Here is a 14,194-nt window from a genome sequence, read left to right on the forward strand (position 1 = left end):
CGACGGCGAGCACCACGGCGACCTCAAGGTGCCGGGGGGCAAGCTCGTCGCGGTGGACCTCATGGTCGCGGACGGCACGATCACGCGCGCCGCCGTGAGCGGGGACTTCTTCCTGGAGCCCGACGAGGCGCTCGACGTGCTGTCGGCGGCGCTCGTCGGGCAGCGGGCCGACGCGGGGGTCGCCGCGCTGACGGGCGCCGTGACCGACGCGCTGCGGCAGGCGGAGGCGACGGGGGCCGTGCCGGCGCCTGTCGCGATGGTCGGGTTCGACGCCCGGGCCGTGGCGATGGCGGTGCGGCGGGCGCTCGGCTGGTCGACCGGGTGGGACGACCACGCCTTCGAGCTGCTGCACCCGGGCGTCCTGCCGCCGGCGCTGCACACCGCGCTGGACCAGGTGCTCACGGAGGAGCTCGCGCAGGGCCGGCGGGGGCCGACGCTGCGGTTCTGGGAGTGGGAGGACCCCGCCGTGATCATCGGTTCGTTCCAGTCCGTGCGGAACGAGGTGGACCTGGCGGCGGCGGAGCGCTTCGGCGTGGAGCTCGTCCGGCGGATCTCGGGCGGCGGCGCGATGTTCATGGAGGCGGGCAACTGCATCACGTTCTCGCTGGTGGTGCCGTCCTCGCTGGTGGACGGGATGACCTACGAGGAGTCGTACGCCTTCCTCAACCAGTGGGTGCTGGGGGCGCTGGCCGACGTGGGGGTGCGGGCGACGACGACGGGCCTGAACGACATCTCCTCGCCCGCGGGCAAGCTGGCCGGGTCGGCGCAGAAGCGCATGGTCGGCGGCGCGGTGCTGCACCACGTGACGATGTCCTACGACATCGACGCCGCGAAGATGCTGCAGGTGCTGCGCATCGGCCGCGAGAAGCTCTCGGACAAGGGCACGACGAGCGCCGTGCGCCGCGTGGACCCCGTGCGCTCGCAGACGCAGATGCCGCGGGTGGAGGTCATCGAGGCGTTCAAGGCCCACTTCCGCGAGCGGTACCGGACGGTCGACGGCGCCCTGCGGCGCGAGGAGCTCGACCGCGCCGAGGAGCTGCGCCGCACGAAGTTCACCGATCCGTCGTGGACGTACCGCGTGCCGTGAGCTGTGCCTGCCCTGGTGGCGCGCGGTCCTGGTCGGCGTCGGCCCGGGTCCCGCGGCGCCCGGACCGGGTGCGGACGGCCGGCTCAGGCGGGGGCAGCGGGCCGGGCGCCGAACACCGCCGTGCCGAGGCGCACGAGCGTGGCGCCCTCCGCCACGGCCGCCTCGAGGTCGCCGCTCATCCCCATCGACAGCTCCCCGGCGTCGGCGGTGCCCGGGGCGCCGCGGGCGAGCACCTCGTCGCGCACGTCGCGCAGCGCCGCGAAGCCCGCCCGCACGACGCCCTCGTCGGGGCTGCGGGCCCCGATCGTCATGAACCCGCGCAGCCGCAGCCGGTCCAGCGCCGCGACCCGCACCGCGAGGTCGGCCGCCGCCGCGGGCGGCACGCCGCTCTTCGTCGCCTCACCGGAGACGTTGACCTGGACGAGCACCTCGAGCGTCCGGTCGACGGCCTCGCAGCGCCGCTGCAGCCGCTCCGCGAGGGCGAGGTCGTCGACGGACTGCACGCACGCCGCCCAGCGCAGCGCGGCGTTGACCTTGTTGGACTGGAGCGGCCCGATGACGTGCCAGCCGGGTGCGAGGTCGGCGAGCTCCGGCGCCTTCGCGACGAGCTCCTGGACGCGGTTCTCCCCGACGAGGACGGGGAGCTCGCCGGCGGGCCGGTCCGTCCCGTCCCGGTCGGCGACGAGGGCCGCCCGCACCACGGCGGCCTCCATCGTCTTCGTCGCCAGGAGCAGGCGCACCGACCCCGGCGGGCGCCCGGCCGACGCCTCGGCGGCCCGCAGCCGGCGGCGCGCCGCGGCGAGCCGCGCGGCCACCTCGGCCACACCGTCGTCGCTCACGGGCGACCCGGCCGCGCGATGTCGGCCACGCGCGCACCGGTCAGCGCGACGAGGTCCGCCGGCGGCAGGCTGACGTCCAGCCCGCGCCGGCCGCCGGAGACGTAGACCTCGTCGTACAGCCACACGGTCTCGTCGAGCACCGTGGGGAGGGCCCGCCGCTGCGCGAGCGGCGAGATGCCGCCGACGACGTACCCCGTGGCGCGCTCGGCGGCCGCCGGGTCGGCCAGGACGGCCCGCCGCCCGCCGGCGGCGTGCGCGAGCGCCTTGAGGTCGAGCTGGCCGCTGACGGGGACGACGGCGACCCACAGGTCGCCGTCGACCGTCGCGACCAGGGTCTTGAAGACCTGCTCGGGCTCGACGCCGAGGACGGCCGCGGCCTCGAGCCCGTAGCCGACCGTGCTGCCCGGGTCGTGCGCGTAGGGGTGGACGCGGTGCGGGACGCCGTGCTCGGCGAGGAGGCGGGTCGCCGGGGTGCCGCCCGTACCGGTGCCGGTTCCGGCGCCGGTGCCGGTGCCCGTTCTCGTGGCAGCCCTCCTCGTCACGGGGCCAGGGTAGGGCCGCCGCCGGCGCGCGTCCGGGCCGTCCGGCGCGTCCTCAGAGGGCCGAGCCGACCAGGGTCCCGACGCCGTACGTGACCGCCATCGCGACGCCGCCGCCGAGCACGTTGCGCAGCACGGCACGGACCACCGGCGCGCCGCCGAAGCGGGCGCTGAGCACGCCGGTGAGGACGAGCGCGGCGACGACGGCGACGACCGTGACCGGCAGGCGGAGCGCACCCGCGGGGGCGACGAGCACCGCGAGCAGGGGGACGAGCCCGCCGACGGTGAACGCGGCGCACGACGCCAGCGCCGCCTGCCAGGGGTTGACGTGCTCCTCGTCGTCCAGCGTGCGGTCGGCGCGCGTGGCGCCGGCCGCGGCCGCCGCCCGCTCCGCGTCGCGCTGGCTGCTGACGGAGACGTACTCGCCGGCGGCCATCGACAGGGCGCCGCCGACGAGCACCGCGACCCCCGCCACGACCAGGACGTGGGCGGCCGGGGCGGCCCCGGCGACGCCGAGCACGGCGGCCGCGACGGACACGACGCCGTCGTTCGCCCCGAGCACGGCCGCGCGCAGGCGGTTGAGGTCGGCGGCGGTGCGGACGGGCGTCCGGGCCGGTGCGAGGAGGGCCATGCGGCCGACGCTAGGCGTCCGCGCGACGTCTGTCACCGCAGGCGAGGCTGCCCTGAGCAGGCACGACGCAGGGCAGCCTCACCTGTGCGGGTGACGTCTCGCCATCGTGACGACACCGTTATCGAAAACGTTTGACATCACCCGCCTGTGCTTGCGAGAGTCCTCCCCGACAGGCAACTGCCACCCGTCGACGACGACAAGGGACTCCACGATGATGAGGAAGAACAGGGGCGCGGCGCTGGCGGTCGCGCTCGGCGCGAGCGTGACCCTCCTGGCTGCCGGCTGCTCGGGCGGTTCCGGCGGCGGCTCGGGCAGCGAGGACGGCTCGAGCGAGATGACGTTCTGGCACAACTCCACCACCGGTGAGGGCAAGGCGTACTGGGAGAGCACGGTCGCCGCGTTCGAGGAGGCCAACCCGGGCACGACCATCACGATCCAGGCCATCCAGAACGAGGACATGGACGGCAAGCTGCAGACGGCCCTGAACTCGGGCGACGCGCCGGACATCTTCATGGCCCGTGGCGGCGGCAAGCTCGCCGACGTGGTCGAGGCCGGGCAGGCGCAGGACCTCACGGACCTGATCACGGACGAGACGAAGGCCGCCCTCGGTGAGGCCTCGTTCGCGGCCTTCACGCTCGAGGACAAGATCTACGGCATGCCGATGTCGATCCTCCCGGGCGGCATCTACTACAGCAAGGACCTCTTCGCGGAGGCCGGCATCGAGGGCACGCCCACGACGATGGCCGAGCTCGAGGACGCCGTCGCCAAGCTGAAGGCCGCCGGCATCCAGCCGATCGCCCTCGGCGCCAAGGACGCCTGGCCCGCCGCGCACTGGTACTACTTCTTCGCGCTGCGCGCGTGCTCGCAGGAGACCCTGGAGAGCGCCGCGGCCGAGCGGTCCTTCGACGACCCGTGCTGGGAGAAGGCCGGTGAGGACCTCGCGTCCTTCGCCGAGACCGAGCCCTTCAACAACGGCTTCCTCACGACCTCGGCCCAGCAGGGTGCGGGTTCGTCCGCCGGCCTGCTCGCCAACCACGAGGCCGCGATGGAGCTCATGGGTGCGTGGAACCCGGGCGTCATCGCCTCGCTGACGCCGGACCAGCAGCCGCTGGCCGACCTCGGCTGGTTCCCCTTCCCGGCCGTCGAGGGCGGTGACGGCGAGCCCGGCGCGATGATGGGCGGCGCCGACGGCTTCTCCTGCTCCGCCGAGGCCCCGCCGGCCTGCGCCGACTTCCTCAACTTCGCGGTGCAGAAGGAGTACCAGGAGGGCTACGCGGAGGCGTTCCAGACGCTGCCCGCCAGCCAGGAGGCGCAGGGCGTCGTCGACACCCCCGCCCTGCAGGACATCCTCGCCACCTACAACGAGGCGCCCTACATCTCCCTCTGGCTCGACACGCTGTACGGCCAGAACGTCGGCAACGCGCTCAACACCGGCGTGGTCAACCTGCTCGCCGGCCAGTCCGACGCCGCCGGCGTCGTGGCGGCCGTGAACGACGCCGCGGCCAAGGAGTAGTCCCTCACCATGGTCGACGCCTCGCGCGAGGGCTCCCTCGCGGTGACGCCCCCGCCCGAGCGCGGCACGGCGGTCGGGGACGGTGCCCGCACGGCACCGTCCCCGGCCCGCCGGCGCGGCCAGGCGGACTGGCGCAAGCGCCTCGAGATCGGGGTCCTCGCCGGACCCGCGATCCTCATGTTCGTCACGTTCGTGCTGTTCCCGGTCCTGCTGGCCGCGTACTACGGCTTCTTCCGCTGGAAGGGCTTCGGGCCGCCCACGGACTTCGCCGGGCTGGACAACTACCTGACGATCTTCCGCGACAGCACGTTCATCGACGCGCTGCAGCACAACGCCGTCATCGTGGTCCTGTCGCTGGTCCTGCAGGGGCCGGCGGCGGTGCTCCTGGCGCTGCTGCTCAACCAGAAGATGCGCGGCCGCTCCCTCGTGCGCGTCCTCATCTTCGTGCCCTACGTGGTCTCCGAGGTCATCGTCGGGACGGGCTGGGGCCTCATGCTCCAGACGAACGGCGCGGTCAACGACCTGCTGGTCAAGGCCGGCTTCCCGGAGTGGACGGTCGACTGGCTGTCCGACCCGAAGGTCGCCATCTGGTCGCTCATGCTCATCATCACGTGGAAGTACATCGGCTTCGCCGTCATCCTCTTCCTCGCCGGGCTGCAGTCCATCCCGGAGGAGCTGTTCGAGGCGGCGGCCATCGACGGCGCGACCTACTGGCAGACGCAGCGGCGCATCACGCTCCCGCTGCTCGGCCCGACGATCCGCATCTGGGCGTTCCTGTCGATGATCGGCGCGCTGCAGCTGTTCGACCTCGTCTACATCATCTGGGGCCAGTACGTCGCCTCCACCGCCGGCACGTCGACCATGGCCACGTACATGGTCGCCAACGGGCGCAACGCGGGGAACTACGGCTTCGGCAACGCCGTCGCCGTGGTGCTGTTCCTCATCTCCCTGGTCCTCGCCCTGACCTACCAGCGGTTCGTGCTGCGACGCGACACCGAGGGCGCCCTCACGGAAGGCAAGAAGTGATGGCGACGCTCACCGCGCCCCCCCTCAGCCCCACGTCCGCGAGCCCCACGCGCTCGGGTCGGCGTCGACCCAGCCTGAGCCGTGCGAGCTGGGTGACCTACGTGGTCGCCTTCGCGCTCGTCGGGATCTGCATCGGACCCGTCCTCTACATCATCATCGGCGGGTTCCGCACGAACGCCGAGATCACCACGGACCCGTCGGGCTTCCCGACGACCTGGCAGCTCGGCAACTACTCCTCGGTGCTGGAGAGCTCCATCTTCTGGCGCCAGGTGACCAACTCGGTGATCTGCGGCGTGGCCACCACGGTCGGCGTCGTGGTCCTGGGCGTGGCGGCGAGCTTCGTCCTGGCCCGGTACAGCTTCTTCGGCCGGGGCGCCATGTACTCGCTGTTCGCGGCGGGCCTGATGTTCCCCATGACGGTGGCCATCACGCCGCTGTACATCCTCATCCGGGGCCTGGGACTGCAGAACACCCTCGGCGGGATCATCCTCCCGCAGATCGCGTTCGCGCTGCCCACGACGGTCATCATCCTGGTGCCGTTCCTGCGGGCGATCCCGAAGGAGCTGGAGGAGGCCGCGGCCATCGACGGCTCGAGCCGGCTCGGCTTCTTCTTCCGGATGGTCATCCCGCTGTCGATCCCGGGCGTCGTCACCGTCGGCATCCTGGCGTTCATCGCGAGCTGGAACAGCTACATGCTCCCGCTCTTCATCCTCAACGACGAGACGTCCTACACGCTGCCCCTCGGGGTGCAGGCGTTCGCGTCGCAGTACTCGGTCGACACCGCCCGCGTGCTGGCCTTCACCTCCCTGTCGATGATCCCGGCCCTCGTCTTCTTCTCGCTGTTCGAGCGGCGGATCGTCGGCGGCCTCACCGGGGCCGTCAAGGGCTGACCCGCAGCGGGCGGCGGCGCCCCGCGCCGCCGTCACCGGCCGCGCCGATCCGCGCGCGTCGCCGCCCGCTGCCGCGGCACACCTGCCGCCCACCCACCTGCACCTGCCCGCTAGGAGCCCTGCCGTGCCCGACCGTGCCGTCGACCCAGCCGTCGAGACTGCCGTCGACCGAGCGACCACCCCCGCCGGTGTCCCGGCGATGCCCGTGGTGTCGGAGCGCGTCCGCGCCCTGCACGCCCGGATGACGCTCGAGGAGAAGCTCGCGCAGATCGTCGGGTACTGGCTGGACCAGGGCGGGAACGTCGTCGCCCCCATGCAGGGGGAGATGGCCGCCGCCTCGGAGGGCGTCTCCCTGGCCGACATCACGGCGCACGGGCTGGGCCACTACACCCGCGTCTACGGCACCCGTCCCGTCGACGCCGTCGAGCGTGCGGCGTGGCTCTGGGCCGAGCAGCGCCGGCTCAAGCGCGAGACGCGCCTCGGCATCCCCGCACTGGTGCACGAGGAGGTCCTCACGGGCCTCGCGGCGTGGCGGGCGGCGACCTTCCCGACGCCGCTGGCGTGGGGCGCGTCCTTCGACCCGGACCTCGTCGCCGAGGTCGGGGCCGCGATCGGGGGCTCCATGCGCGAGCTGGGCATCCACCAGGGTCTCGCGCCCGTGCTGGACGTCGTGCGCGACCCGCGCTGGGGCCGCGTCGACGAGTGCATCGGGGAGGACCCGTACCTCGTCGGGACCGTCGGCACCGCCTTCGTGCGCGGTCTGCAGGGCGCCGGCGTGCACGCCACCCTCAAGCACTTCCTCGGCTACTCCGGCTCGCGGGCCGGGCGCAACCACGCGCCCGTGTCGGCGGGCATGCGCGAGGTGCTCGACGTCTTCCTGCCGCCCTTCGAGATGGCGGTCGTGGACGGCGGCGTCCGGTCCGTCATGAACTCCTACGCCGAGATCGACGGCGTGCCCGTCGCCTCCTCGCCGGGGCTGCTGACCGGGGTGCTGCGCGAGCGGCTCGGCTTCACGGGCGTCTTCGTCTCGGACTACTTCGCGGTGGCGTTCCTCGAGGTCATGCACCGCGTGGCCGCCGGGCGTGGCGACGCGGCGGCGCAGGCCCTCGTCGCCGGCATCGACGTGGAGCTGCCGGGTGGCGACGCGTACCTCGAGCCGCTGGCGGAGAAGGTCCGCACCGGCGAGCTCGACGAGGCCTACGTCGACCGTGCGGTGCTGCGCGCCCTCGCGCAGAAGGAGGAGCTCGGCCTCCTCGACCCGAACGCCTTCGAGGACGAGCCGCCGACGGTGGTCGACCTCGACACGCCGCACCACCAGGACCTCGCGCGCCGCCTCGCCACGGAGTCGGTGGTGCTGCTGGCGAACGACGGCGTGCTGCCGCTGGACCGCTGGACGGTCGCGCCGCGTCGGGTGGCGGTCGTCGGCCCCAACGCCGACCGCGCCGAGGCGCTGCAGGGCTGCTACTCCTTCGCCAACCACGTGCTGGCCCACCACCCCGACCACGAGCTCGGCTTCGCGATCCCCACGGTCCGCGAGGCGCTCGAGCAGGTCCTGGGCGAGGTGTCCGCCAGCACGGGCGCGGCGCCGGTCGAGCTCCTGGTCGCCGAGGGCTGCACGGTCGAGGGCGACGACACCTCCGGCTTCGCCGACGCGGTGGCCGCCGCGGCCGCCGCCGACGTGGCGGTCGTCGTCGTCGGCGACCAGGCCGGGCTCTTCGGCCGCGGCACGGTGGGCGAGGGCAACGACGTGGACAGCCTGGAGCTGCCGGGCGTGCAGCGGGCGCTCGTCGAGGCCGTCGTCGGCTCGGGCACCCCGGTCGTCATGGTGCTGCTCACGGGACGGCCCTACGCCATCGGCTGGGCGCTCGAGGGCGAGGGCCCCCGCCCCGCCGCGGTGCTGCAGGCCTTCTTCCCGGGCGAGGGCGGCGGCCTGGCCGTCGCGGACCTCGTGATCGGGCGGGCCAACCCCTCCGGGCGCCTGCCGGTGTCGCTCCCGCGGTCCGGGGGAGCGCAGCCCTACTCGTACCTGCACCCGGTGCTGGGCGGGCCGTCGGACGTGACGTCCACCGACCCCACCCCGCTGCGGCCGTTCGGCTTCGGCCTGGCCTACACGACGTTCGCCTACGACGGGCTCGTCGTCGACGAGCAGGCCGGTACGGACGGGGCCTTCGACGCGGCGGTGACCGTGACGAACACCGGCGAGGTCGACGGCGTCGACGTCGTGCAGCTGTACGGCCACGACGTCGTCGCCAGCGTGACGCGGCCGGTGGTGCAGCTCCTCGGGTACGCACGGGTGGCGCTGGCGGCGGGGGAGTCGCGCCGCGTGACGTTCCGCGTGCCGGCCACGCGCCTGGCCTTCTCCGACCGGCGCCTGGTCAAGGTCGTCGAGCCGGGTGACGTCGAGGTCTGGGTCGGCTCGCACGCCGGCGCCACGACCCCTGCGGCGGACATGCGGGACATGACCGGCGGGGCGATCAGCAACGAGAAGCAGGCCGAGAAGCGGGAGATCCCGGGCACGGCCACGGCCCGTGCCCTCGTCCGCCTGACCGGCGCGGTGCACGAGGTGACCACCTCCGACGAGCGGCTGGTCCGCGCGACGGTGACCTCCGCGTGACCCTCGTCGCCAACCCGCTGCTGCCCGGGACGTACCCCGACCCGAGCATCTGCCGGGTGGGGGAGGACTACTACCTCGTCACCTCGACGTTCGAGTACGTCCCAGGCCTGCCGGTGCTGCACAGCCGCGACCTCGCGCACTGGACGCAGGTCGGGCACGTCGTCGACCGGGAGGGGATGCTCGACTACGAGGGCCTCGCCTCCTCGGGCGGTCTCTACGCGCCGACGATCCGGCACCACGACGGGCTGTTCTGGGTCGTGTGCACCCTCGTCGACCAGACGGACCCGACGCGCGGCGGCAACTTCATCGTCACGGCGTCGGACCCGGCCGGTCCCTGGTCGGACCCCTTCTGGCTGGCGACGGCCGGCATCGACCCGTCCCTCGTCGTCGACGAGGACGGGCGGATGTGGGTGCACGGCACGCGCCTCGTCGCCGAGCCGGAGTGGCCGCAGCAGACGGAGGTCTGGCTGCGCGAGCTCGACCGGTCCTCCATGCGGCTCGTCGGGCCGGAGCACGTGCTGTGGACGGGGGCCGTGCGCGGTGCGGTCTGGGCGGAGGGGCCGCACCTGTTCGCCAAGGACGGCCGCTGGTACCTGCTGGCCGCGGAGGGCGGGACGGAGTTCCACCACGCGGTGTGCGTGGCGCGGGCCGACCACGTCACGGGACCGTACGAGGGCTATGCCGGCAACCCCGTGCTCACGCACCGGCACCTGGGCCACGGCGGCGACGTCGTCGGGGTGGGGCACGCGGATCTCGTGGAGGCGGTCGACGGCTCCTGGTGGGCCGTCCTGCTCGGCATGCGGCCCTACGGCGGGTACCACCACAACCTCGGCCGCGAGACCTTCCTCGTGCCGGTGACGTGGGAGGACGGCTGGCCGGTCTTCGCGCCGGGCCTCGGGCGGGTGCCGCACGAGGTCGAGGTGCCGTTCGCCGAGCCGACCGCGCCGGCGGGCGTCCCGCAGGTCGTGCCCGGCGGCCCGGTGCTGCCGGGCGACCCCCGGTGGACGGCGTTGCGCGCGCCGGTGACGTCGGTGGCGACGGCCGACGGGGACGGCTGGCTGCTGCCAGTGCGTCCTTCGACGCTGGCCGACGCGACGACCCCGGCGTTCCTCGGCGTCCGTCAGCAGCACGTGGACGTCGACGTGCGCGCGGTCCTTGACCTCGGCGGTCTGGCGGCGGGGGAGAGCGCCGGCCTCGTCGTGCGGCAGTCGGAGCGCGACCACGTGACGCTGATGGCCACACCGGGGGGCGACGCGTTCGTCGTCCGGGCCGTGCACCGGCGCGGCGGCGTGGAGACGGTGCTCGGTGAGACCGTCGTACGGCCGGTGGACGGCGGGTTGACGCTGGGCCTCCGTGTGCGGGGCCAGGAGTACGGCCTCGTCGTGGAGGAGGCGGGCGACGACGTCGTCGTCGCGGTGGCGGACGGCACGACGCTGGACAGCGTCGCCACGGGCGGCTTCGTCGGTCTGTGGCTGGGCGTCGTCGCGACGAGCGCCGGGCGCCCGACCGACTCGACCGTCAGGGTGGAGCGCTTCGCGTACGACCCGCTGCAGCCCCTCGACCGCTGATCGACGGCCCGTCGGACGCTCCTCGAACGGGCGTCCCGACGGTGCCGTGGAGCGCTATGGCGCCTGGCTCGCCTGTCGGGCGCCCGGGGCACACGCTGCCCGGCGCGACGCGCTGAGCCTGCTGCGGCGATCCCTTCCCTCATCACCACGACGTGGGCCACTGCTACGGTCCGTCGTCGTGCTGGAGTTCCTCGAGTCGCACCGGGTGCTCGCAGGTGCCGTCGGCTGCATCGTGGCGCTGGCGGTCGCCGTCGTGTTCCTCCTCGTCGTGCCCGAGGAGGCGGCAGGAAGCACGGGAGCCAGGTATCTGGTCCTCCGGTACGGGCACTCGCTCTGCTGGCTCCTCCTTGCTGCCTGCAGCGCGCTCCACGCGCTGAGGGCTCCGTCCGGTCTGGTCGAGGCGACCGGGCTCCTGGCACTCGCGAGCTACGTCTCGTTCGTCGCCGTCCTGCTCTCGGCGCGGGGGCGGTGACGCTCAGGCAGGACGGAAGCGCCGACCCGGAGCCGGCGGCGACCCGTCTTGCGGTGTCAGGGACCGCACTCCACGACGGCGAGCCGGCGGTTCCCACCCACCGTCGGCCCGCTTCCTCGACATCTGGTTCGGGTGGCGCGGCCCCGCCCGGGCGCTGACGATGATCCCGATCTGGTCCGCGCTGGTCCAGGCAGGGCAGGAGGGTGACCGATGAGTGACGCACCGCAGGGCGGGGCCGCCGGAGCGACCGAGGAGGGTGGCTACGGCTACCCGACCCTCGAGCAGGAGGTGGCGCCCGAGGTCCTCGAGGACGGCGCCGGGACCGGCGGCTCCGGTACCGCGGACGACGGCGGCGACGGGGCGACGGACGACGAGCAGGCGGACGACGCGGCAGCGGACGCACCCGCCGAGTGACAGCCGGGGCCGGTCCTCGACCGAGGACCGGCCCCGGGCTCCGTCCAGGTCGTCGGGGCCCGGTCCGCGGCCGGTGTCGGCGTCAGACGACGCCCTCGGTTGCGAGGGCGTCCGTGAGCTGGCGCACGAGGGCCTCCAGCTGCACGGACGTGGCCGCGTCGTCGTCGAGGTCCTCCGCGCCGTCCAGCGCCCGCGCTGCCAGGTGGCTCTTGCTGTCGATGAGGCCGGCGATGGTCTGGTCGATGGTGTGGGCGGCGACGACCCGCCAGGCGGTGACGGGTTCGGTCTGGCCGATGCGGTGCACGCGGTCGATGGCCTGCGTCTGCTCCGCGTCGGTCCAGGACAGCTCGGCGAGGACGAGGTTCGAGGCGACCTGCAGGTTCAGGCCGACGCCGGCCGCGGTGAGGGAGCACACCACGACGGCGACGTCCGGGTCCTCGACGAACGCGGCGACGTTGCGCTCGCGCACCTTCGTCGTCTGGTCGCCGCGGATGGAGGCGTAGCGGATGCCGCGGTCGGCGAAGGTCTGCTCGGCCGCGTCCATGACGTCCACGTGCTTGGCGAAGAAGACGACCTTGCCGACGTTGCGCGCGAGCTGCGCGGCGTAGTCCGCGGCGAGCCCGGCCTTCGCCTGGCCGATGCGCCGCACGAGCGAGAACACGTTCTCGCCGCCCGTCTCGCCGCTCGACTCGCGCAGCTCGGCGGCCGCGACGCGCCGGACGAGCTCGCGGTCGAGGTCGTGCCCGTGGGAGGCGGCCGCGGCGGCGCCGACGCGCATCTCGAGGGCTGCGCGGTAGCGCTGCACGAGGCGGCGGGCGAGCGCCGCCTCGGCGGCACGGATCGAGCGGCCCGCCGCGCCGTCGAGCTCGACCGGCAGGTCGGCCACCCGGCGGGCGGGGATGTCCTCGACGACGTCCACCTTGCGGCGGCGCACGATGCCCATGTCGATGACGCTCGACCGTGCCGCGGCGGCGAAGCCCGGGTCGGCGGGCGTCAGCCCGGTCTCCTCGAGCGCGGTCAGCAGCGCGCCGCGCGGCATGGTCTCGTCGATCCAGCCGAGGAACTGCCAGATGGCCCGGAAGTCCTCGATGTCGTTGATGAGCGGCGTCCCGGTGAGCGCCATGAGCAGCGGGCGGCCCTGGCGCTCGCGGATGCGGTCGGCCAGCGCCAGGACGTGCCGCGAGCGCTGGGACCCCGTGTTCTTGATGAAGTGCGCCTCGTCGACGACCATCCCGCGGAACCCGTGCTCGCCGAGCCAGCCGACGTGGCGGTCGAGGAGCTCGTAGTTGACGACGACGACGTCGGCGAACCCGTCGATGTCCTCCCCGTCGCCGTGCACCACGGTGGACCGGCGCTGCGGCGTCCACAGCCCCACCTCGTGCGCCCAGTTCGTCTTGACGACGTTCGGCGCGACGACGAGCAGCGGGTACGCGTCGGCGGCGCGCGCGGCCAGCAGGGCCTGGGCCGTCTTGCCGAGACCCGGCTCGTCGGCCAGGAGGAAGGTGCGGTGGCCGCGCGCCGCGGCCGCGACGAGCTGGGCCTGGTGGGGCATGAGCTCGCGGCCCGGGGGCGTCGGCACGGGGCGGGCGTCGGGCAGCGGCATGCAGGCCGGCGCGCCGGCACCCGCCTGCTCGAAGGAGCGGAACAGCGGCTCGAGCAGCTCCCACCCGGCCAGCCGGCGCGGGCGGGGGAGGACCCGCTCGGCGGCGGCCTCGAAGTCGGGGGCGAGGAAGGGGTTGGCGAGCCGCCGCGCGACGACGGACCGGGGCACGACGGTCCGGGGTGCCGCTGCCGGCTCCGCGTCCGGCGCCGGGGCGACGGGTGCGGCCGGCTCCGGCTCCTCCGGGGGCTCCTGCCCGCCGGCGCGCAGCACGGTCCGGGTGTAGGCCCGCGCCGCCTCCGACACGGGGGCGTCCTCGGCCAGCAGCGCCAGCAGCGAGGTGTCCCGCGCGGCGGTGGTGGCCAGGGACGTCGCGACGGCGTCGAGCTGCTTCAGCTGCGCCGCGCGGCGGGAGCCCGAGGGTCCCTCGTCGGACAGCAGGCGCGCGCGCTCCTGGCGCACGAGCAGGGCGACGACCTGGAACTGCGTGCGCACGCCCGCGCGGACCGGCGGGCGCTGCACCGCGCGGTCGACGTCGCGCGCGATCCCGGACAGCACCGGGATGAGCCCGCGCTCGGCGGGACGCACCGGACGGCGGCGCTGGGCGCCGTTCTCCGTGCGGGCGCCGCCCGACCGCTGTCGGCCTGGTCGTGCCACATCTCCTCCTTCTGCGGGCGCGCGCCACGGCACGGCCCACGCCGCCCGCGGCGGCCGGCCGCTCCGGTGTCGGCGGCGCGGCGTGCCGCGGCGCACGCCGCCCGGACGAGGCGGTCCGGCGCGCTCGTGGACGGATCCGCCACGGCGCTCGTCGCGCTGCTCGTCACGCGGCTCGTCGTGGTGCCGGCACCCGTGTCCGGGCCGACGGTGCGTGCTCGTCCCCGATGGTGTCACGTCCGGCGCCCCGGCGGGCAATCGGCCACGCCGGGCGTTCCTGGCAGGCGGGTGAGGACGCAGTGTCGGGACGGGCGCCGTCCGCGTGGCCGGCGCGGCGGTCACCGGCG

At 74.4% G+C, this 14,194-nt stretch carries 12 protein-coding genes; 8 read left to right on the forward strand and 4 right to left on the reverse strand.

Features of this window, described 5'->3' with window-relative positions:
• Nucleotides 1-61: 61 nt before the first annotated feature.
• A complete protein-coding gene (locus tag BM048_RS09905) occupies nucleotides 62-1,087 on the forward strand; it encodes a lipoate--protein ligase family protein (RefSeq protein ID WP_090032967.1) in 1,026 nt (341 codons plus the stop codon).
• 83 nt (nucleotides 1,088-1,170) lie between these two features.
• Here BM048_RS09905 and BM048_RS09910 read toward each other — a convergent pair whose 3' ends face one another.
• From BM048_RS09910 to BM048_RS09920, 3 genes are read right to left on the reverse strand one after another with little or no spacing between them, the layout of a single operon-like run.
• A complete protein-coding gene (locus tag BM048_RS09910; protein ID WP_239078587.1) occupies nucleotides 1,171-1,926 on the reverse strand; it encodes a YggS family pyridoxal phosphate-dependent enzyme in 756 nt (251 codons plus the stop codon).
• Nucleotides 1,923-2,468, reverse strand: a complete 546-nt coding sequence (ybaK, locus tag BM048_RS09915) for a Cys-tRNA(Pro) deacylase (protein ID WP_090032820.1) — start codon at nucleotides 2,466-2,468, stop codon at nucleotides 1,923-1,925. Before ybaK ends, BM048_RS09910 begins: the two co-directional genes overlap by 4 nt.
• 52 nt (nucleotides 2,469-2,520) lie before the next feature.
• Nucleotides 2,521-3,096 carry a VIT1/CCC1 transporter family protein gene (locus tag BM048_RS09920; RefSeq protein WP_090032821.1) on the reverse strand — a complete coding sequence of 192 codons (576 nt, stop codon included), beginning with the start codon at nucleotides 3,094-3,096 and terminating at the stop codon, nucleotides 2,521-2,523.
• 211 nt (nucleotides 3,097-3,307) lie between these two features.
• Between BM048_RS09920 and BM048_RS09925 the strand changes: the two genes are divergently transcribed.
• From BM048_RS09925 to BM048_RS09955, 7 genes are all read left to right on the forward strand, one after another.
• The gene (locus BM048_RS09925; protein WP_090032822.1) at nucleotides 3,308-4,609 is read left to right on the forward strand and encodes an extracellular solute-binding protein; all 1,302 of its coding nucleotides are present in this window, start codon (nucleotides 3,308-3,310) and stop codon (nucleotides 4,607-4,609) included.
• A gap of 9 nt (nucleotides 4,610-4,618) precedes the next feature.
• Nucleotides 4,619-5,635, forward strand: coding sequence for a carbohydrate ABC transporter permease (locus tag BM048_RS09930; RefSeq protein WP_090032824.1), 1,017 nt, complete (start codon nucleotides 4,619-4,621; stop codon nucleotides 5,633-5,635).
• Nucleotides 5,635-6,525: a carbohydrate ABC transporter permease gene (locus BM048_RS09935; RefSeq protein ID WP_090032825.1), complete on the forward strand. Its 891-nt coding sequence runs from the start codon at nucleotides 5,635-5,637 to the stop codon at nucleotides 6,523-6,525. Before BM048_RS09930 ends, BM048_RS09935 begins: the two co-directional genes overlap by 1 nt.
• Nucleotides 6,526-6,724: 199 nt before the next feature.
• Entirely contained in the window at nucleotides 6,725-9,139 is a 2,415-nt protein-coding gene (locus tag BM048_RS09940; RefSeq protein ID WP_090032968.1) for a beta-xylosidase/alpha-l-arabinosidase, read from the forward strand.
• Nucleotides 9,136-10,707, forward strand: coding sequence for a glycoside hydrolase family 43 protein (locus BM048_RS09945; RefSeq protein ID WP_090032826.1), 1,572 nt, complete (start codon nucleotides 9,136-9,138; stop codon nucleotides 10,705-10,707). Before BM048_RS09940 ends, BM048_RS09945 begins: the two co-directional genes overlap by 4 nt.
• 178 nt (nucleotides 10,708-10,885) lie before the next feature.
• The gene (locus tag BM048_RS09950) at nucleotides 10,886-11,179 is read left to right on the forward strand and encodes a hypothetical protein (protein ID WP_090032828.1); all 294 of its coding nucleotides are present in this window, start codon (nucleotides 10,886-10,888) and stop codon (nucleotides 11,177-11,179) included.
• Nucleotides 11,180-11,389: 210 nt separating this feature from the next.
• Nucleotides 11,390-11,593, forward strand: a complete 204-nt coding sequence (locus tag BM048_RS09955; RefSeq protein ID WP_090032829.1) for a hypothetical protein — start codon at nucleotides 11,390-11,392, stop codon at nucleotides 11,591-11,593.
• Between the two features lie 82 nt (nucleotides 11,594-11,675).
• On the opposite strand, the gene BM048_RS09960 is transcribed toward BM048_RS09955, so the two are convergent.
• Nucleotides 11,676-13,850 carry a DEAD/DEAH box helicase gene (locus BM048_RS09960; protein ID WP_090032831.1) on the reverse strand — a complete coding sequence of 725 codons (2,175 nt, stop codon included), beginning with the start codon at nucleotides 13,848-13,850 and terminating at the stop codon, nucleotides 11,676-11,678.
• Nucleotides 13,851-14,194 lie beyond the last annotated feature (344 nt).

The organism is Cellulomonas marina, assembly GCF_900111925.1.
Taxonomy (GTDB): Bacteria; Actinomycetota; Actinomycetes; order Actinomycetales; family Cellulomonadaceae; genus Cellulomonas; species Cellulomonas marina.

What these genes read in the sequence shown, in the direction of transcription:
- BM048_RS09905 (WP_090032967.1), top strand. Translation starts at nt 62, where the DNA reads ATGGTCGCGGACGGCACGATCACGCGCGCCGCCGTGAGCGGGGACTTC.
- BM048_RS09920 (WP_090032821.1), bottom strand. Translation starts at nt 3,096, where the DNA reads ATGGCCCTCCTCGCACCGGCCCGGACGCCCGTCCGCACCGCCGCCGAC.
- BM048_RS09925 (WP_090032822.1), top strand. Translation starts at nt 3,308, where the DNA reads ATGATGAGGAAGAACAGGGGCGCGGCGCTGGCGGTCGCGCTCGGCGCG.
- BM048_RS09930 (WP_090032824.1), top strand. Translation starts at nt 4,619, where the DNA reads ATGGTCGACGCCTCGCGCGAGGGCTCCCTCGCGGTGACGCCCCCGCCC.
- BM048_RS09935 (WP_090032825.1), top strand. Translation starts at nt 5,635, where the DNA reads ATGGCGACGCTCACCGCGCCCCCCCTCAGCCCCACGTCCGCGAGCCCC.
- BM048_RS09940 (WP_090032968.1), top strand. Translation starts at nt 6,725, where the DNA reads ATGCCCGTGGTGTCGGAGCGCGTCCGCGCCCTGCACGCCCGGATGACG.
- BM048_RS09955 (WP_090032829.1), top strand. Translation starts at nt 11,390, where the DNA reads ATGAGTGACGCACCGCAGGGCGGGGCCGCCGGAGCGACCGAGGAGGGT.